This window comes from Clostridium nitrophenolicum (assembly GCF_055391695.1).
In genome coordinates, this window is sequence record NZ_AP042469.1 from 3,171,104 (window position 1) to 3,191,643 (window position 20,540).

A 20,540-nucleotide genomic window follows, 5' to 3' on the forward strand; every position below is an offset into this window, starting at 1 on the left:
CACCGCCTTTTTACTTTACCTTATACTCTGTCCAGAATTTTGATTTTTTAAGTTGAGGACGCAAGTCACACTGAAGGCATCTAGATGCCTCACATTCTGCTGTTTTTCCATCCATCCCAACTGTCATTAAATCAAAATTATCAATCCTTTTATCAACTGAAATACATTTATACTTACTACATTCTTTTTTAGCAAATTCTTCTTCCATTCCTATTTTTCCATTTAAAGTCTGTTCTGAAGATAATGTCTCTTCTATAATTCCATCTCCGCCTAAATATACATCCATGTTCGATGCTGCTTTTCTTGCACCAGCTATTGCCTGAATAACAGAAGCTGTTCCAGTAACTGCATCTCCAACGGCAAAAACTCCCTCAATATTAGTTTTAAAACAATCATCAATGTCTACCAATCCTCTTGGATTAAGTTTTAGTTCTTCAAAAGCTGTAAGATCCGCTCTTTGTCCTGTTGCAAAAATTATCATTTCTCCAGGAATTAAGTGCTCTGAGCCTTCTTTCGTCTTTAAAACCAGCTTTTTATTTTCATCAAAGTAGAAATTTTCTACTTCCTGGCATACAATTCCGGCAACATTTCCTTCCGCTTCTTCAATCTTTACAAAAGTTCTGCTATTATAAACTTGAATTCCTTCTTCTTTAGCTTCCTCTATTTCCTCAACGCTGGCAGTCATGTTATCTGCCCCTTCTAAACAAACAACAGATATGCTCTCACATCCTAGTCTTTTTGTTGACCTTGCACAGTCAAAGGCTACATTACCGCCTCCTAAAACAACTACTGATTTTTTCATATTAATATCTAAATTTATTAAATCTCTTCTTAGGAAATCAATATTCACATAGACATCTTTTAAGTCAGAACCTGGAATTGGAATACGTACTCCTTTATCTGTTCCTACAGCAATTAAAATTGCATCATATCCTTTATTCTTCAAGACTTGCATCGATTCAACTTTGCTGTTTGTAATAATATTTACCCCAGCTTCACGGATAATGTCAATTTCTGATTCCACAACACCTCTTGGTAATCTATAATCTGGAATACCTGCTGACAGCATTCCCCCTGCAACAGGAAGTTTCTCGTATATATCAATTGCATGTCCTAATTTTGCAAGATAATAAGCAGCAGTTAACCCAGCTGGTCCAGCTCCTATGATAGCAGCTTTTTTATTAGTACTTTCCTTTTTAAAGGAGTTCTTTTTCCACTTGTAAGAGTCACTTTCAGCTGCAAATCTTTTTAGATCACGAATTGATACTGCTCCATTTATTTCTTTTCTTCGGCAGGCAGATTCACAAAAACGCATACAGACAAGTCCTAGAGATTTTGGGAATGGTGCCTTTTCACGAATAACTGCCGCTGCTTCTTCAAAATTACCTTCCTTTATAAAACGAACATATTTAGGAACGTTAATTCCTGCTGGACATTCTTGCTTACAAGGTATTAATACCTCATCTCTATTTCCTTCTTTAAAGATACCCTTTTTATCTTGTAATGCTCCTGTAGGACAAACTTCAACACAGGCACCACAAAAACGGCAATTTGCATCTTCTAAGGATAAGTTACCTTTGATTCCCACATATGCTCTATCTTCTTCATTTTTGTCCAGTCCTAAAATTTCTACACCTCTGATATCTTGACATACTCTAACACATCTGCCACAGGCAACACATCGATTTAAATCACGAATAATTAGCGGATTATTTGTATCAACAGGTACTGCATTTAGCGTTCGTCTTAGTCTTGAGGTACTGACACCTAAGTATTGAATTAATGATTGTAATTCGCATTTTAGATATTTAGGACATGTTGTGCAATCGTCTACATGATTTGCCAACATCAATTCCATTGATAATCTTCTCATTTTATCTAATTTTTCAGATTTTGTTTTTACTATCATTCCTTGTTCGATTTTCGTAGTACAGGCTGTTTGAGCTTCATCTCTGCCTTGTATTTCAACAACACATAATCTACATCCACCAACATCGGGCAAGTCAGGATGATGACAAAGGTGGGGAATATAAATATCAGCCTCCTCAGCCACTTCCATGATTGTTTTATTTTCATCTGCATATAATTCTATACCATCTACTAGAATATTGATTTTACTCATGTTAACCTCCAAATTTCTTGACTGATTTGCAAATCTTAATTTATACTATAACTATAAACTTTGCTATAAGGGCAAAGTCAACAGCGGAGAGTGAAAAAAATGACAAATTTATATACAATAGGTGAAGTAGCTCGTTTTTTAAAGATATCGGCTAAGGCATTGCGTCATTATGATCAGTTAGATTTACTAAAACCATGTTATATATCTCCTGATACAAAATATCGTTATTTTAGTTACGATCAATTTTTTATCATTGATGTTATTCGCTATTTAAATAAAACCTTATGCATTCCATTAGAAGATGTAAAAAAATTATTGGATGAAGATAAAGAGAATGGGAAATTACTAGCTCTTTTAGAATCACATAAAGATCAATTAGATCAAAAAATAGCTGCCCTTAAATATTCAAGACAGCTTACAGATACTTTAATTGCTGATATTAAATATAAAAATAAATACCCTGAGAAAATTGAAGTATATGAACAATATCTTATGAGTCGCAGTTTTTATTATATTGAGTTAGATACTTCTATTTATGATATTGATAAATATGTAACTAGAAACATTAGCAATATAATTAACATAGACAATAAGGAAAATAATACGATGTGCCTACTATTTTCTTTATCAGAATATGAGAAAACCCAAGAGCTGCATGTAAAGGGGTTTGGTGTATTTTCTGATAAAAAGATACCTGGATTAAGCTCAAAAACCCTCCGTGAGGGCCGTTATATTACTGAGCGCTTTCTTTATTCAGAAGAGAATACTATGGTAGCACTAAGGAATTTAACTAGATATGCAAATATCAAGAATATAAAAATAGATGATTCAGCTTTTTTAGTATCAAAAATGGTTGATTTATCTGCGTCCTCTAAGTATGGTTATTTCATGGAACTTCAAATAATGAATCGTATATAAAAAATCCACGATATAAGAGCGGTGAACTAATAGAGTGGAATCTTAAAAGCAAAGGAAGTGATGGAAGATTAACTCTCACTTCCTTATTTGTTTTGAAGCATATTTAGTTGTTTAATTATTTCGAAGTATTCTTTGTCTAATTTTTCTTTTTCATCAGGTGCTGCTGATAATATTTTTTCTATTATTTGTATTCTTTTTAGCTCAAGTAATGTTTTTTCTGCTGGAACAACATTTTTTCTATTTAACTTATAGCTATTGTAATCCTTTAAGTTACCATCAAAATATTTTATTTTCTGTTCGGATAGTTCGAGAATATTAGTAGCCAATGTATTTATAAATCTTTTGTCATGGGATACAAAAATTACTGTTCCCTCATAGCATTTCAATACACGTTCTAATACTTCTACTGATGGAACATCTAAATAGTTAGTAGGTTCATCAAGAATAAGGACATTAATCTCTGAAACTAATAGTTTTGCCAGAGATAATCTGATTTTTTCTCCACCACTCAAAACAGAAACAGGTTTATTTATATCATAATCGTTAAATAGCAAGTTTGCCAAAGTATTTCTAACAACACTTTCTGTTTGAATACTACTTTCCAAAACAGTATCTAAAATAGTCTTTTTTTCACTTAAATTTTCAAATTCTTGATAAACAAATCCAATCTTGGCTTTGGGTACAATTTGAATAGAAGGTAATCTCTTTTCAATAAGTTTTAATAAAGTAGTTTTTCCACTTCCATTTTTCCCAATTACAGCTATTTTTCCTCCATTTTTTATCATAAATGAAGTATCTTTAAAAATTGTCTTATTAGAATATGAAAATGATAAGTTATCTGATCTTATGATAATTCTATTTTTAGGTGGATTAGTTAAGCTAAAATTTAATTTTATTTGTGCTTGCTCAATAGGTTTCTCTTTTACTTCTAAATGTTCTAATCTTGATTGAATAGCTTTAGCTGATTTCTGCATACTTTTTTGCCTGCCACCATTTGACCTACTTGTGGCTACATAATTTCTTGTTTTATATTCTGAATTGCTAATCTTTTTGGGCTTTTTCGTTATTTTTGCTGCTTTTTCTTTCTTGTTTACATAAGCTTCTTCTAACCTTTTTTTCTCCATTGTATAATTTAAATATTCACTTTTTTGAGTTTCAAGTTCTAATTCTTTTTGTGTTTTATAATCATCAAAATTCCCTTGGTAATCGTATAATGTATTATTTCTAATTTCTATGATCCGATTGCACACTTGATTGAGTAATTCCGTATCATGGGTAATCAACACAAAAGAATCTATATTAGATAACTTATTTTTTAATAATTCAATTCCATTTAAATCAAGATTAGAGGTAGGTTCATCCAATAAAATCAAATGTACCGATTTGCTAAGTGCTTCTGCCAGTCGTAAACGAGTTTTCTCGCCACCACTTACAAAGTTATTATCTTCTTTTTTTTGAACCTCAAATTCTTTTAATAATTTTCTTTCTGCTGTGTTATTAAAGGTATCAAATTGTTTGAAATAAGAAATTTCTCCATATTTTTTTACTATGCCAGTATCTATATCAGTATCACCTGAAATTATTTTTAGCAGAGTAGTTTTTCCACTTCCATTTAGTCCTATAAGACCAATACGGTCGTTTTTATTGATTACTAGTTTAGAGAAATGAAACAATATATTTTCTCCAAAGCTTTTCTGTATGTTTTCCATTTCAAGAATCACCATCTTATTACACCTCCCATCATGTGAATATCTGTATCTAATTTTAACAAGTTGTTTTACTTGTTACTACAACATAAATGTTTATAAAAAAAGTGTGTTGTACGCACAACACACTTTTTACTAATAAGAATCTTCTTTATTCTTTTTTCTAAGTATTCGCCTTATACTTTCTTCAACTAAGAAATATTTTTCAGAAAGCTCAAGAACAGAAAATCCCTTTTTATAATCTTCATAAATTTGTTCGTTTCGTTTGTTCAATGTTTCTTTTGTATTTGTATTTTCTCCCCAAGATTTTTTATTATATGTTTCCTTAGGAATATATATTATTTCACCTTGAACATAGTTCTGGATTTGCTTTAATATTTCTATTGGCAATACTTCGTCAGCTTTAACATAGCCCATTTGCATACCTCCTAAATAATAAATTGTTTAGGACTTGCAAAGGCTATATACAATATTTAATTATATAGTGCAATAGCCTTTGCTATGCACGAAATGTTCCTACTCCCATAACTCTTAACCTACCTTTCAACGATTTATGTGTATTATATCACAAATAAACCAATTTTTGAAAGAGAGAAATGTTATTTTATCTCTATCTTACCTAACAACTCTGCTATATTCTTCATGGTTATATCTTCATTTTCTTCATCCATATCTATAATATTTATTTTTATATTTTTCTCAATCAGCATCTGTTCTATTTCTTCCATAAAGACACCTGGTTTATTTATAGTTTTTAAATCATTTATCTTTTTTTCAATATCTTCCTTACCCATAAATTCTCCTCCCCATACAGGTGAAGAGCATGTTAAATTATGTCCGCAACTGGGGCTGCCTTTTACAGCTATTAATGTCTCTATTTTGTATCCATTACTAATATAATCTTCTATTTGTTCTAGTATTGGCTCAAATAACTTTCTGCAATGTTTTCTATAATATGGATTATCAAATTGTTCTTTAACATGTCCCCATCTTTTTATGCCGTACATGGTAAGTTCGGGACACGGAAGTTGAATTATTCCATAATCATTGTCCATTAAATATTTTATTAATCTATTGGATATATTGCCAAATTCACATAATCCTTCTACTTTTGAGTTAACATTTAATATACAGTGACTTAAAATTACAATATTTTTTGTTCTTTTCATAAGCTTCATCCCCTTTACCAAATATCATACAACATCTAGGATAGTTTAGTTTTAAAAATTGAAAACTTTTCTATTATTTTTCTAAATAGACTAATCCAGTATTATAAATAATATCTATTTTAATTTTCAAAATTATTATATTATACTTTACTAAATGCAATAATTATACACCAATGTAAAACGGAGGTAAAAACATGAAAAATAAAAAAAACTTTGCTCTTATACTTTGTGCATTTGCAGCTGCAATAAATATTGTATTAGGAACATTAGTTGGACAACTAAAAATCCCTCTAATTTTTCTTGACACAATAGGAACAATCTTTGCTGCAGTGTATTTTGGTCCTTGGTATGGTGCCGCTGTTGGTGCAGTGTCTAACATTATTACAGGAATGATTTTTAGCCCTAAGGATATTCCGTTTTTCTTAGTAAATGTAGTTGTTGGATTATTAGTAGGCTACATAGCTAAAAAGTATGGCTACGGCATAATCACAGCTGTGGTAACAGGACTTATTCTTTCAATTGTCTGCCCACTAATAGGTTCTCCTATTGCTGTTTGGCTATATGGTGGGGTTACAGGTTCTGGAAATGACTTTTTAGTATTATGGCTTAGAAAATCTGGTGCAGATATTTTCACTTCAGCTTTTATTCCAAGAATTACAGGAAATATTATAGACAAGGTTATATCATCAGTTTTGGTTTGGGCTTTGATAAAAAAACTTCCTGCTGAATATAGGCCAAAAATAGATAATAATTTGCCTGCTTAATTCTACTCCTATACCTTTAGGTAGATTAAATTTGCTGCGCTCATTAAAATTCCTGAAGGCCCTTGGCGTACCTTAGGTACGCCTTGCTAACCATTAAATTTTGAGACTTTATTTCGGAAATCTAAAATGACCTGTTATTTTTGGCATCCAATACATAATTTCGTCACCTTCTCTAGCATAAGGCGGTGCATTATGTATTATATACGGAACCCCATCTGCTCTCCTTTTATCAGAAACTATAGCTATGTGTTCAGTGTGATCAAAGGTTATGATATCCCCTGGCTGCCATTCTTTTAAATTCTCTATATCGTTAGGTTTTAACTCAGTAGTCAGACTAGTTGCATATTTTTTAAAATAGACGTAAAGATTAGGCACTCTTCTAAAATCTATATTAGTATCTGGTTTTCCCTCAACTCTCTTATAATCACTAGTATGATTTCTTACATCCTCATCTACCATATTTTTTAGATTATATCCTGCATCTTTAAATGCTCTCCATACTAAGTCAGTACATACTCCCTCATTCTCCGGAGGATATCCACCTACATAATAGTCTCCTTTATATTTTACTTTCTTATCTGCTTCTTTTCTTGCTCCAAGAACTATATCTTTCTGATCTTTTATGCCATCTTTGTCTTTGTCTGAATTTATTAATACTATTCTTTTCTTTAACTTTTCATCAATTGTTTCACTCTTCTTTTCACTAGTTGTATTTTTAGTTTGCACCTTTTCTATATTTTTCTGTGTAAAAAGTTTAAAACCTATAGTAATTAAACATATCAAAACTAAAAATATCACAAAAAACTTTTTTCTCATTTTTACCCCCTTGTCCCTTTAATTGAAGCTGCTGCAAGTGCATCCTCATAATCTTCTCCATTTACAACAAATATTCCTTTAAAAGTACCTAATTCTTTTGCTATATTAACAGAAGTTTCATACTTATCCTGTTACTTGTAGTTACGGAATTATAAATATAAAAAGTACCCTATAGGGTAGCACAGCCTCTTTTCTGTGTCTATCCTACAGGGTACAGTTTACCCCTTATATTTTAACTACTAATTATTAGTAGTATTTTTATTCAATACAGTTGCATAGTAACCAAACAGCTTAACTAAGCAGTTTAGTAGCTTTCTTTTTATTTAATCCAGTTCCATACCAAGCAGCAATTAAAACCACTAGCCATACAATTCCAACTATAGCTGGAATTCTTGTATCTGCACCCATGCACATGGAAACAAATACACCAACTAGGAATATCATAGTGATGATGCCTGAAGCTGGATAAAGTACTGTTTTGAACCTCAATTTCTTAACCTGTTCAGGTGTAAGACTCTTTCTGAATTTAATCTGAGTGTAAACAATCATGAACCAAGCAAATATTCCTGCAAATGTTCCTACGCTTGTAACATAAGTAAATGCTTTACCAGGAGCAACATAGTTTAATATAACTCCGATTAACATAAATCCTACTGAAGCAAGTATTCCATTCTTAGGAACGTTAGTTTTGCTAAGCTTTGAGAAGAACTTAGGCGCCTGTCCTTGCAGTGAAAGGTTATACATCATACGTCCAGTTGTGAATATACCTGAGTTACATGATGATGCTGCTGCTGTAAGTACAACGAAGTTTATGATACCAGCTGCTGCAGCTATGCCAAGTTTAGAGAATGTAAGAACAAAAGGACTTCCTGTTGTTCCTATGCTGTCCCAAGCATAAAGTGACATTATAACAAACAATGCACCAATATAGAATATCATTATTCGCACAAAAACGCTGTTTATAGCTTTTGGTATTACTTTTTCAGGATTTTTTGCTTCCCCAGCTGTAACACCGATAAGCTCAACTCCTACGAAAGCAAAGGAAACCATAGTCAATGTTGATATAGGTCCCATGATTCCTTTAGGGAAGAAACCGCCGTGAGCAGTCAGGTTTGAAATACCAATTGGTACTCCTTTATTTCCCAAACCAAACATTATCATAGCTAAACCGATTGCAATCATAGCAATTATTGTAACAACTTTTATAAGTGCAAACCAGAATTCGATTTCTCCGAATGCTTTTGCTGCGGTTAAGTTTACAACAGTAAGTATACAAACGGCAATAAGTGCTGACACCCACTGTGGTACGTTTGGAAACCAGAAGTTTATGTAAATACCTACTGCTGTAACTTCTGCCATGCAAGTTACAACCCACATTATCCAGTATGTCCAACCTGTTAGATATCCTGCAAGAGGACTTACGTAATCGTTCGCATATGCACTAAAAGAACCTGCAACTGGATGTTCAACGGCCATTTCCCCAAGGGCACGCATGATAAAAAATATAATTATTCCTGCAACGGCATAGGTAAGCAATATAGCTGGACCTGCGGCCTGAATAGCTGTTGCTGATCCCAGGAACAAACCAACTCCGATAGCTCCACCGATTGCCATCATTTTAATGTGTCTTTCTTCAAGACCACGTTCTAGGCTTTCGCCTGCTTGAGTTTGAACTTCGTTACTCATTTTACTACCCCTTTCTTATAAAAAAATTAAATGCTTTTGTAACCCTAAACCCGTCAGGATTCGAGGCTTTTCAAGCTATATCAAAAAGGATTTCCAACACTCATTATTGAATATATATTGTGAAGTACCCTTTATGAACAAATTAAAATTTATGCCAAAGAAAACAATCTTATTTTTCCACAATATTCAGTTTTAAATTAATTATCTGTTTTTTATTTTTTTGATTTTATAATTATTCAATTTCATAAATATTCTTTCTTTATTTTATATAATTGTTTTAATATTGTCAATAATCATACGAATGATAAGGCCAAAATCAATTTTTATAAAACCACGAAACTCCTTCTCCTATTGTCGAATGAGTACTCGCTGAGTAAGTGACTCACTCCAAATCACAGATTTGAGCTCGCTACTTAACCGATCATATCAAAACCACAGATTTTGTATGTCTGCTTATTGAATATAAAAATTCATTTATAAAAATAAATAGTTTATTTCTATAAATATCTCTATTTATACAAACAGGTTTTGAGGCATTTTTTAGACGATAATATAATTAAGAAAAAGTTTTCTATATAATTCTATATTTTAATATATTAAGTAATAAAAACTTTATATCGTCACGAATCCTGTCGTTGTCATTATAAATTTTGACAGTATGTCAAAATTTAATTTCATTTTTCACACTAAAACCACTGAATTTATCATCAAGTTCTTTCACAAAATTTGAATTAAAATGTGCAAAATTAAGCTTCATTTATAATAAAAAAGATGTGAAAAAAGCAGATAGAAGAATTTTTTAATTCTTGTACTTGCTTCTTTAAACTGCATTAAATTTATTTATAACATCCATAGCATTCATTATTCCGTTTTGATCTTCTCTTATAACTTCAATCAATAGAGATAAATGTATGTATTTCGTCAACTAGATTATAGTATAAACCATCTAATAGTAATTAATGTATTAAATAATTTTTACATAAAATTATTGTTTTTCATATTCTCTAAAGCTTGATTGATATTAATTAGTTTAATAAAAAATTTGAAATAACATTAAATTTTATGAAATTTTATTAAAATAGTTTTAAAACTTAAACACTTATACTATAATCAGTGTAAATAATTATTCATCAATCTAGAAGATGTATCTTTAGATAACACAGACATAAAAATCAATTATTCTGGAATGTCTACTGAGGATGAATTTATGCGATAAATGCTATACACTTATTACAAATTACATTTTTGAGGAGGTATTTTATAAATGAATAAATCAGTACTATCAAATCATTTCAAAAAAAGAATGCCATCAGACGTAAGACTTGGTCAGATGAGATTTGCGGAACGTAAAGAGAAGCCTGCATTAATTAATGTAGCAATTGGAAACGTTTCACTTCCAACAAATCCTGCTATGCAAAAAAGAATGTTTGCATTGAATGCACCTGAAAGCCCATTCGCAAAGGGTGTTATAAGATATTCAGGTACTGCTGGTGTAGCTGAAACTCAGGATGCTTTTAAAAACATTCTTAAATGCGAAGGTTTTAATACTAGCAAATTGCATGTTCAAGTAACTGATGGTGGATCCAGTGGTATGGAACTGTTATTACTTGGCGTTTGCGGAGATGCAGGTACTGAGGACAGGCCTCTTATGATGATTGACCCAGCCTACACAAATTATATTTCTTTTGCCGAAAGAATTGGACGTAAAACTGTTACAGTAAAACGTAACTTAGGCGAGGATGGAAAGTTCAGCCTTCCAGAACTAGAGAAAATTGAAGAAACTATTAAAGAGCATAATCCTGGAGCGCTTCTTGTAATACCTTACGACAATCCTACAGGTCAGCTCTATGATTATCCAGCTCTTAAAGAGCTTGCTAAACTATGCGTAAAATATAATATGTGGATGGTTAGCGACGAAGCTTATCGTGAATTATATTATGATGAAAACACTGATCTAGTAAGCATCTGGGGACTCTCTGATGCAGATGTACCTGGCATAGAAGGCAGAAGAATAAGCATCGAGACTGCATCAAAGGTATGGAATGCCTGCGGTTTAAGAATCGGAGCTATCATCACTGATAATGCAGAATACCATACTCAATCAGTAGCTGAATATACTGCAAATCTCTGTGCTAATGTAATCGGTCAGTATATATTCGGAGCACTAGCTCATGAAAGCAAGGAAAGCATTGCTGGATGGTGCAAAGGCCTTCGTGACTATTACAAAGGAATCATGTTTAAATTATATGACGGTATGAAGGCACTAGAACCTGGTCTTATCGTTTCCAGCCCTGATGCATCTATATACTCAGTAATTGACGTTAGAAATGTTGTAAAACCAGGATTTGATTCAATCGACTTTGTTTTGTACTGTGCACAGAAAGGCTCAGTGAATTACAATGGAGTAGATACAACTCTTCTAGTAGCACCTTTGAAAGGCTTCTATGATATTAAATCAGGTGAACCTAATCCAGGAAGCACTCAATTCCGTATTGCTTTCATAGAATCTCCAGAAAACATGGAAAAGGTCCCTGAGTTATTCATTAAGCTTTTAAGACAGTATGAGGCTCAACGCTAAAATTTGCAGTAAGATTACTTACAAACCCCTATGTTTTAGGACATAGGGGTTAACTTTACCTAGTAAATTCTGTTACTAATAGTATCAAACCTTTTATAGTTGCACAATAAAAAGAATTACATTATAATATCTTTAAAATACTGAGTTATTTTACTTCTATTTGCTGCATTTAACTTTAATGCTTCACCATTAATATAAATGTTTACTCCATTAACTAAATAAATATTTACATCGTACTTCAAATTTCTTTTGCTATACTCTAAGGACATAAATTCATTTATAAACTCCTCAATTCCCTTGAGTGTCGTAGTCTTCTGAAGCATCTTTTTCTCTGAAATAGCTTTCTTTAAAATATGCTTAACTTCCTTCATTATCTTATAGAGGTTTATCTGTTTCCACCTTGCCACCCTCATCTTTAAATCTCTAAAGAGTTCATCTCCATCTTTTCTTATAACAGGAACTCCATGAAGCTGATTTTCAAGTTTTTTTACTGTGGAGTTGTTACTATCAAATTTACTCATAATAAATAAGGTGCCATAATCGTATTCGGTTCTTATAATTCTTCCGTAAATCTGCTTCAAATCTATAGATACAATTGGAAAATTCACCTTTGCATAAGCCTGCCAATAGTTTTTCCCTCTTTCAACTTGATTTTCTATTAAAGACTTATAAAAAGGCTCCTTACTGTTGATATTAGGAACTTTATCTAAAATTACTGTGGTCATGGTGTCCCCTGGAATATCTATTCCTTCAAAATATCCCTTTGATCCTAGTAAAATATATCTTTCCTCCCTGGATCTCAACTTTTCTATATCTTTTTTACCCTCTACAACGCTTACCCCTAAAGCCTTAAAATTTTCTGAAGCCTCTTCTTTAAAGGCCTCAAGCCTTTTTCTGCTTGTAAAGAGAATAATAATATTACCTTCAACATTAGATAAAAGCTCTATAACAAACTTTTTCATTTCTTCTGAAAAAGTATCTGTATTATTAGGATCGATATTCTCAATAGCATAGATTGCACTCTTACCTTTATAGTCAAAGACAGGCTTTATAGGAGGAACCTCTACTATTTCTTTATTTTGAGACTTTGCAATATTTATTCCCAAGGTGTTTTTTAAACTATTGTAGCCATTATCTGTACTTAAAGTTGCAGATACAAAAAGGCAGCTCTTAGCTCCGCTTAGAACTTTTTCATAAAAAGCACCGGATACATCTAAAGGTATGCTGGATATCTTCCACCACTTAAAGAACTTATCTACTTCAAAGTAAAAGCAGTAGCCTTCTTCACTTTGAATTATTACATCCTCTAATAATCTACTATAGCTATTTATGACTTCCACTTTTTCTACTAATATTTTAAGCCGTTTATCTTTTTCAAGAGTAGATATATCCTTTAAAACAGAAATGGCCTTTTCTACATTTATATTTAAGCTACCTAAATTCTCTTTAAGATATTCTAAATATTTTATTACGCCTGCTATCTTAGGGTTGCTTTTATTTAAATGCTCCTTGATATTATAATCCTTGCTTATGCCACTGGTAGATACATAGTTTTCAAAGGCAGCTTTAATATTTGCAATTTGATTTATACACTGCTCTATCCCTGATTCTATCTCGCTTAAAGGCAAAGTATCCTTTTTAGTTCTTCTTGATAAATAATATAGATACCCGCTTTTTTCTGCGCTGCTATATATCTCTTTTATATATCTTTCAAATTCATGAGAAACTAGAGTGCTTTCAAAAGCATCATAGGCTTCCTGAGTGAGATTGTGAGCTTCGTCCACCACAATATTTTCAAGAGGAACAATACTTTTATAGGGCCACTTTAATAATAAGGAATGATTTACAACAATAAGCTGAGACTCCTTTAATGCCTCAACCTTTGATGCATAATAGCATCTATCTTTATATTTACAGGCTCCCACATCGCAAAGCTCTGAGTCACAATTACACTGATTTATCAAGAAATCTAAATTAAACTTTTCTCTTATAATAGGGCTTATTTCTTCTAGATCTCCAATGCCCTTTTCTAGTATGAGTCTTTTTAAATAAACATAACCAATAAGAGTTTTCATATCATTGGGATATTCTATCTCGCCAAACCTGTCAAAACAGAGATAATTACTTTTCCCTTTTATTAAAGTATAGCTTACATCTCTTTTTATATTTAATGCTTCAAAAAGATTAGGGATGTCCTTTTCTACTAGCTGATTTTGTAGTCCCTTTGTATTAGTAGATATAATAACTTTTTCTTCTTTAATATATGTATATATGGAAGCAGGAAGCAAATAAGCCATGCTTTTTCCTAGTCCTGTTGGTGCCTCCATTATTGTAATCCTGCCTTTTTCCAGTCCTTCTCGTATAAATTGTGATGCATCCCTCTGCTGCGGCCTTAAGGTATAACTCCTTCCATTTCTTCTCCAGAGTTCTTTATGCTCAAAAAGTTTTTCATAATCTTTCAGTGCAAAAACAGGATATGGCTCAGTAACTTTCTTTTGGAGTTCAATAGGTTTATTTTCTATGAAGCATTTTACATCCTTCATATTTATCTTTGTAAGATGCTTATACCAGTTCCATGCTTCTAGTTCCGTAATGCTCATAGGCAGCGAGTACCCATTTCCATAGTAAAAGCTGCTTATTGCATAATTAAGCATCATTATTATATCTTCTGCATAACTAAGATCTCTACAATTTCCCTCTTTGTAATTATGAATAAACTTCTTTAATAAATATTGAAAATTAAACTCTGTAAGCTCTGGAAAAAGGATGGCAAGAAGTTCTATTAAATCTAAAAACTCATTATCTATGTTAAGAAAACTTCCTTCAAAGGCTTTATTATGACATACTAATGGAAGGTCTTCAATAAACAGTAATAGTTTCTTAATCCCATCTTTTAACTGCGGAGCACTGTCTAGTTCTTTTTGAGTAACTCCTCTCAAAAGATCAGAAATACTTAGCGCTACTAATCTATTTGGATTAACTAAAGTGCTAAACTTTGTAACAACATTATCTTTTATTTTAACAGCGCAGATCTTTATAACCTTCTTATCAGTACCAGTGGTCTCTATATCTAAAAATATTACGTTATTTAATATACTGTAAGGTTCCATATATTCTCCTTAGTAAGTAGTTAACTGTTTTATGCTTGTAGCATTTGCGTAAAGTCTAAGAGTATTATAACATATATGATTCTTCATCTTAATTAAAAACTGTAGACTCAACTTTAGTGAGATTAGAGCTTTTTACTTTATCTCTTTTAGTAATTCTTTATACTGGAATTCAAATTAATAAAAGATCAAAAATTTGATATAATAGCTATTAGAAAAGTGGCACTCTTCTCCTTCTAATTCATACAATAATAATGGATGAATTCATAAGTAAAAGGAGAAATTATGCAAATTCATGTTGTTCAAGCAGGACAGTCTATATTTGACATTGCACAAATATATAATTCGACGATTGGCGCAATTGTAGGGGCAAATGAACTTCCAAATCCTAATCAGCTAGTGGTTGGTCAGGCACTGGTAATTCCTATTGTGGGAAGCTTCTATTGGGTTCAACCAGGAGACAGCTTATACAGTATTGCGAGGAACTTCGGAATAAACTATCTAACACTTGCGAGGGTCAATGGAATTTCACCAAATATGCAACTCCCCGTTGGACTTAGGTTGTATATTCCTCCGCAACCGAGAAGAAGCGCAGAAATAAATGCATACGTCGAACCAATAGCTGGAAAAGTTTCGCCTGAATTGGAACAATCCGCCCGAAGTGCAGCGCCACACTTGACCTACCTAGCACCTTTTAGCTTCCAGATTCAGAGAGATGGAACCTTAAAAGAGCCTCCGCTAAACAATTTTAGACAAATCGCGGATAATAGCGGTGCAGTTCTATTAATGGCAGTTACCAATCTTGAACAAGGACAATTCAGTACAGAACTTGGAAGACTTATTCTAACAAATGAGCAATTACAAAATACTCTACTTGACAATATCATCGCCACAGCTAAACGACTTAACTTTAGAGATATACATTTTGATATGGAGCATTTGCCTCGTGAACTAAGAGAAAACTATAACGCCTTCCTGAGAAAGGCTAAAGCAAGATTAAGTGCAGAGGGTTTCTTAATGTCTACAGCCTTAGCACCAAAAACAAGTGCCACCCAGGCAGGTGAATGGTATGAAGCCCATGACTATAGAGCCCATGGTCAAATTGCAGATTTTGTTGTACTAATGACCTATGAATGGGGCTACAGCGGCGGCCCAGCAATGCCTGTGTCTCCACTGCCTCAAGTTAGGCAAGTTATTGAATATGCTTTAACAGAAATGCCTTCTTCTAAAATTATGATGGGACAAAACTTGTACGGATATGATTGGACGCTTCCTTTTGTACCTGGAAGTATTGCAAGGGCAGTGAGCCCTCAAGAGGCCATTTTATTAGCAGCAAACCATAATGTACCAATAAGCTATGATACTACAGCACAAGCTCCTCATTTTGACTATACAGATGAAGCTGGAAAACGTCATACAGTATGGTTTGAAGATGCCCGATCAATTCAAGCAAAATTTAATCTAGTAAAGGAATTAGGCCTCAGAGGTGTAAGTTATTGGAAATTAGGGATTCCATTCCCACAAAACTGGCTGCTTATCGAGAGTAACTTTGATGTAGTGAAACGATAATTTTCCATAGCTAAAAGCTTTACTTAACCCCTGGTCTAACCAGGGGTTTTGCAATAAAAAGACCGATAGATAAACTACCGGTCCTTATATTTTGGGGGAATCAAAATATACTCACATATTAGATTATACCCACATTAAACTAAATTAAACACTTGATATGATAGAAAGTTACGACTTAATAGAACTGCGTGTCATGATTACTTTTCTAATACACTTATATCTTCATATTTCATTAAATAATAAGGTTCATTTTCTATAACTTCTTCCTCGATTGTCCACCCTTGAGATAAATAAAAATTTAAAGCATTTACATTTGCCCTTACGCACTTCAATGTTAATGGTAATCCAACTTCTTTTACAGATTGATCTATCAATGCTTTGCCTACTCCACGCCTTTTAAAATTTGATGAAACAAATAAATTGTGAATAAATTTATCTTCTTCCCAAATTGAAACAAACCCAGCAATGTCATTGCCTATTTTTGCTGTTAATATTAACTCACCTTCCGTGCTACTATCAAAATCTTCTAGCTTTATACTGTCATATTCCATCCAATTAAAATTTTCCTGTCTTGTTTTTAAAAAAATCTTGCGTAGCTCATCATAGTCCTCTTTCTGAGCCTTTTGTATTGAGATATCATTTTTACTCATTATATCTCCTCCTCTCATGCTATAAAACATTTTGCAATACATAACGAACATGGCCTTATGTATTAATATAATTATACAAGCTATTATAGCATAAATAAAGGATTTTATGTAAAATTATAGACCTAATCCTAAGCTCCTTGCCATTGTTGAGTATTGGCTATTTTCTACATCTTTCCTGGTATTTGCCCCCAAAGCGAGAACCATGCCACCTTCTTGCCAATGAAGATAATTACATATAGCATGAAAATTTGCTTTCAAAGTATCCATTGCCCAATCATCCTTATCATTGCCAGCAGCAATTAAAAAAAGCTTTTTTGATGTCTCATGTAATATAGGATTAACAGAAAAAAATCGGTCAATAGCACCCTTGAGTTGTGCTGTTATACCAAAATAGTAGAGTGGTGTTACTAAAACAACTGCATCAGCTGTCAATAGATGTGGATAAATTTTTGACATATCATCATCATATACACATCTTCCTTCGTTCTTGCGACAGTGATAACAACCTATACATGGATGAATATCTAATTTGGCTGTTTCAAAACGAACTACTTCATGACCTGCTTCCTTTGCACCAATGCAAAACTCATCAGCAAGGAATGCTGTAGTTCCCTGTGAATGTGGACTTCCTGTTAAAATCAATACTTTCATTTCAATACCTCCTAATGTGTATATAATTTTATTTAGCAATTTCTTAAAACTCTGACATAACTCAATCATACGAAACAAAAGACACCCCTATATATTAATCTCTATCTCCGTAACAGTTATAATACAGACTTTTTAATCATTTAATGATAATTCAGATTTAAATATTACAACAGCATTTCCAGAGACTTTAACTTCTACAGGTTCTTCATTTTCTATCTTTACCTCAACTTCAATAACACCAGGTCGTTTTATAGCTTCACCCTGCTTAGCCTTGAATTTAAATAAAGAATTATTGTGCTTAACTAAATTTCGATGAACAAGGTATGCACCTAAAGGACCATTTGCATTACCAGTTACAGGATCTTCATTAATGCCTATTGCAGGTGCAAACATTCTGCCATGTATTAAAATATCACTATCTTGTGAATTAATCGTAAAAACATAATATCCATTACATTTAATAACCTTACTCAGCTTAGAAAGTTTGCCATAATCCGGCTGTATTGTGTTTAAAGTTTCATTGCTTTTTATACCAACCATAACTTTAGAATGACCTGTTGAAACAATCTGTACTTCATGGTCTTCCAATAAATCACTCTTTGTTATATTAAGTGCTGCTAGAAGTTCTTTTTTATTTACGCCATCAATAATAGTACCAAACTCAATTTTTCCCTGGGTCATAACAATTTTATAATCCCCATTTTCTTTTACTATATCAACTGGCAAAATTCCAGCACCTGTTTTATGATAAACTTTTGAAGTATCGAGTCCATTTTCAATAGCACGTGCATAATGGGCAGCAATAGTAGCATGTCCACAGATCGGTACTTCACTTGTTGGAGTAAAAAAACGTATATGAACATCATATTCATGGCTATTTGAAGAAAAAATAAAGGCTGTCTCAGAATTATTAAGTTCCCTAGCTATTTTCTGCATTTCATAATCAGTTAATCCATCTGCATTTGTTATTACTCCTGCTGGATTTCCTGTGAATTTTTCCTTTGTAAATGAATCAATTTGATATAAATTATATTTTCTTGTCATAATTTTACCCCCTAAGGATGTTATAAATTTATAGATTAGAACTCATTTTTTAATTCGAGGAAATTAATATCACTTATTATATAATTAATTATAGCCTTATTGAAATATACATACTAGTACGCACTTTTTACTTAGATACTTACTGCTAGGAAAGTGGAATAAGATATGGAGAAATAAAAAATCTATTCCAAATATAAGTCATAAAATATTATCTCAAAAATTAAAATCGTTAAATAATGGGTATATAATTATTGCTATTTTCAGCTAAGGAAGATGTAACCTCTGCTATGTTGCTTGGTATAGCAGATAAACCTTTCACTTTGGAAGATATAATTTATTTTAAATAGTAGACAATAATTCTTTTAAAATATTGGTACTATCTTTTTGTTTCGGATATAATAATAGGAAATACTTGTATATTAAAGGCGAACTGTTGATTGAATATTTATATACTATACGAAAGGAATGATAAAAATGACAGAAGTAACAATGTGTCAAAGTTGTGGTTTACCGTTTAACGAAGAACATGCACATTTCATAGCAACAGAACCAGACGGAAGTAGAAGCATTTACTGCACAAATTGCTATAAAGACGGAAAATTTATTGATCCCAATATATCTATGGAAGAAATGATTGAGAAAATTGTACCTGTTTTAGGAAAAGCAATAGGCGAAGAAGAAGCAAGAAAAGAACTGACAACTTTATTTCCGACTCTCAAGCGTTGGAAATAAGCATATAAATACCATTAAGAACCTGATAAAACAGCATTAATATATGTGAATATTAATGCTGTTTTTGCGTTATTACTTATGAGATTTTTTGTTTTGCACCTCAAAACGGAAGCCGTTTTTTAAAATTTGGCCTCTTTTTGATGGATTTTATAGATTATTGAATTTAATCAAGAGAAGTGCGATAACCATAGTCAATCCCAATAGTCAACGTGCCTTTAAGAAATCCCTCTCCCATTTTAGTGAACTTAGGCCATCCTCCTTGGACGCCGTGAGAATGTCTAAGAACGATATCATTTTCGTTTGTATATGAACTGAATCGTCTTAAATTGTATGGTGGCAAGGAATGAATTATGTTTGTTAACCCCTGAGGAAAAAATAGCTGAGTTGTAAGGAGTTCTTTAGAATCATCAAGTATTTTCACATGAATATGAACCGTTCTTGGTGGATACCACCCGGGATATATTGTTAGAAACTCAACCATGCCATTTTCATCGGTATACTGACGACCACGTAAAAATGTTTCACGGTCAGTCGGTACGGGTTTTGGGTTCATGGACACTTCAACACCTTGATACCCTGTAAATCCAGAGTAAACTCCATAGGCGCTAGCTTGCCAGATATCCACTGCTAGTCCAGGAATCGCCGTACATCCCTTCACATCGACAACTTTTAATCTGAGCAGAAGGTCAACTCCACGCTGACTTTCTCGAACATCCTTTCGAACTATTGAGTTTTTTAGATAGAAGGGACCTTCAGCGGCGGAACTGGTAAGTACACATTTATCTGTATGCTCGAAACTATAGCTTAAAGTACAAAATTTGTTGTACTGCTGTGTCAGAATATTTTCATTAATCCACTGACAACAAGCATGCCTTTCATCTTGAAACATTGATAAGATTCTCCTTCAGGTTTCATGATTATATATCATTATATGGATCCATCTTGAGGAAAGTGCATGTTTAAGTGATGAGATTTCAAAATTAACCTCATCAAATATAAATGCATAATACCATAAGGATAATAAAAGA

The 20,540-nt window shown here is 32.6% G+C and carries 17 protein-coding genes; 5 read left to right on the top strand and 12 right to left on the bottom strand.

Features of this window, described 5'->3' with window-relative positions; all coding sequences use genetic code 11:
* Positions 1–10: 10 nt before the first annotated feature.
* A complete protein-coding gene (locus ACZ5N4_RS15030) occupies positions 11–2,122 on the bottom strand; it encodes an FAD-dependent oxidoreductase (protein ID WP_464203320.1) in 2,112 nt (703 codons plus the stop codon).
* A 99-nt stretch (positions 2,123–2,221) separates the two neighbouring features.
* Between ACZ5N4_RS15030 and ACZ5N4_RS15035 the strand changes: the two genes are divergently transcribed.
* Positions 2,222–3,040 (top strand): MerR family transcriptional regulator, encoded by an 819-nt coding sequence (locus ACZ5N4_RS15035; protein WP_464203322.1) that lies wholly within the window; start codon positions 2,222–2,224, stop codon positions 3,038–3,040.
* A gap of 83 nt (positions 3,041–3,123) precedes the next feature.
* Here the strand turns inward: ACZ5N4_RS15035 and abc-f are convergent, their stop codons facing one another.
* From abc-f to ACZ5N4_RS15050, 3 genes are all read right to left on the bottom strand, one after another.
* Positions 3,124–4,764: a ribosomal protection-like ABC-F family protein gene (abc-f, locus tag ACZ5N4_RS15040; protein ID WP_464203323.1), complete on the bottom strand. Its 1,641-nt coding sequence runs from the start codon at positions 4,762–4,764 to the stop codon at positions 3,124–3,126.
* A 117-nt stretch (positions 4,765–4,881) separates the two neighbouring features.
* Positions 4,882–5,163, bottom strand: coding sequence for a CD3324 family protein (locus ACZ5N4_RS15045; protein WP_464203325.1), 282 nt, complete (start codon positions 5,161–5,163; stop codon positions 4,882–4,884).
* A 182-nt stretch (positions 5,164–5,345) separates the two neighbouring features.
* On the bottom strand, positions 5,346–5,915 hold the full coding sequence (locus ACZ5N4_RS15050) for a CD3072 family TudS-related putative desulfidase (protein ID WP_464203326.1): 570 nt from the start codon (positions 5,913–5,915) through the stop codon (positions 5,346–5,348).
* Positions 5,916–6,109: 194 nt separating this feature from the next.
* Between ACZ5N4_RS15050 and ACZ5N4_RS15055 the strand changes: the two genes are divergently transcribed.
* Positions 6,110–6,679, top strand: coding sequence for a CD3073 family putative ECF transporter S component (locus tag ACZ5N4_RS15055; RefSeq protein WP_464203327.1), 570 nt, complete (start codon positions 6,110–6,112; stop codon positions 6,677–6,679).
* 108 nt (positions 6,680–6,787) lie between these two features.
* Here ACZ5N4_RS15055 and ACZ5N4_RS15060 read toward each other — a convergent pair whose 3' ends face one another.
* The 3 genes from ACZ5N4_RS15060 to ACZ5N4_RS15070 form a co-directional block, all read right to left on the bottom strand.
* On the bottom strand, positions 6,788–7,495 hold the full coding sequence (locus tag ACZ5N4_RS15060; RefSeq protein WP_464203328.1) for a DUF1287 domain-containing protein: 708 nt from the start codon (positions 7,493–7,495) through the stop codon (positions 6,788–6,790).
* 2 nt (positions 7,496–7,497) lie between these two features.
* Positions 7,498–7,599 (bottom strand): hypothetical protein, encoded by a 102-nt coding sequence (locus ACZ5N4_RS15065; RefSeq protein WP_464210959.1) that lies wholly within the window; start codon positions 7,597–7,599, stop codon positions 7,498–7,500.
* A gap of 187 nt (positions 7,600–7,786) precedes the next feature.
* Positions 7,787–9,181 carry an amino acid permease gene (locus tag ACZ5N4_RS15070; RefSeq protein ID WP_464203329.1) on the bottom strand — a complete coding sequence of 465 codons (1,395 nt, stop codon included), beginning with the start codon at positions 9,179–9,181 and terminating at the stop codon, positions 7,787–7,789.
* A 1,264-nt stretch (positions 9,182–10,445) separates the two neighbouring features.
* Between ACZ5N4_RS15070 and ACZ5N4_RS15075 the strand changes: the two genes are divergently transcribed.
* On the top strand, positions 10,446–11,759 hold the full coding sequence (locus ACZ5N4_RS15075) for a pyridoxal phosphate-dependent aminotransferase (protein ID WP_464203330.1): 1,314 nt from the start codon (positions 10,446–10,448) through the stop codon (positions 11,757–11,759).
* Positions 11,760–11,875: 116 nt separating this feature from the next.
* On the opposite strand, the gene ACZ5N4_RS15080 is transcribed toward ACZ5N4_RS15075, so the two are convergent.
* Positions 11,876–14,869, bottom strand: a complete 2,994-nt coding sequence (locus ACZ5N4_RS15080) for a helicase C-terminal domain-containing protein (protein WP_464203331.1) — start codon at positions 14,867–14,869, stop codon at positions 11,876–11,878.
* A gap of 396 nt (positions 14,870–15,265) precedes the next feature.
* Between ACZ5N4_RS15080 and ACZ5N4_RS15085 the strand changes: the two genes are divergently transcribed.
* Entirely contained in the window at positions 15,266–16,435 is a 1,170-nt protein-coding gene (locus ACZ5N4_RS15085; RefSeq protein WP_464203332.1) for a glycosyl hydrolase family 18 protein, read from the top strand.
* A 197-nt stretch (positions 16,436–16,632) separates the two neighbouring features.
* Here the strand turns inward: ACZ5N4_RS15085 and ACZ5N4_RS15090 are convergent, their stop codons facing one another.
* The 3 genes from ACZ5N4_RS15090 to ACZ5N4_RS15100 form a co-directional block, all read right to left on the bottom strand.
* Complete coding sequence (locus ACZ5N4_RS15090; RefSeq protein ID WP_464203333.1) at positions 16,633–17,085, bottom strand: GNAT family N-acetyltransferase; 453 nt, start codon at positions 17,083–17,085, stop codon at positions 16,633–16,635.
* Positions 17,086–17,199: 114 nt separating this feature from the next.
* On the bottom strand, positions 17,200–17,736 hold the full coding sequence (locus tag ACZ5N4_RS15095) for a flavodoxin family protein (RefSeq protein ID WP_464203334.1): 537 nt from the start codon (positions 17,734–17,736) through the stop codon (positions 17,200–17,202).
* Positions 17,737–17,868: 132 nt separating this feature from the next.
* Positions 17,869–18,780, bottom strand: a complete 912-nt coding sequence (locus ACZ5N4_RS15100) for a PhzF family isomerase (RefSeq protein ID WP_464203335.1) — start codon at positions 18,778–18,780, stop codon at positions 17,869–17,871.
* A gap of 489 nt (positions 18,781–19,269) precedes the next feature.
* On the opposite strand from ACZ5N4_RS15100, the gene ACZ5N4_RS15105 reads away from it, so the two are divergent.
* On the top strand, positions 19,270–19,512 hold the full coding sequence (locus ACZ5N4_RS15105; protein WP_464203336.1) for a zinc ribbon domain-containing protein: 243 nt from the start codon (positions 19,270–19,272) through the stop codon (positions 19,510–19,512).
* 163 nt (positions 19,513–19,675) lie between these two features.
* Here ACZ5N4_RS15105 and ACZ5N4_RS15110 read toward each other — a convergent pair whose 3' ends face one another.
* Positions 19,676–20,401 carry an intradiol ring-cleavage dioxygenase gene (locus tag ACZ5N4_RS15110; RefSeq protein WP_464203337.1) on the bottom strand — a complete coding sequence of 242 codons (726 nt, stop codon included), beginning with the start codon at positions 20,399–20,401 and terminating at the stop codon, positions 19,676–19,678.
* Positions 20,402–20,540: the final 139 nt, after the last annotated feature.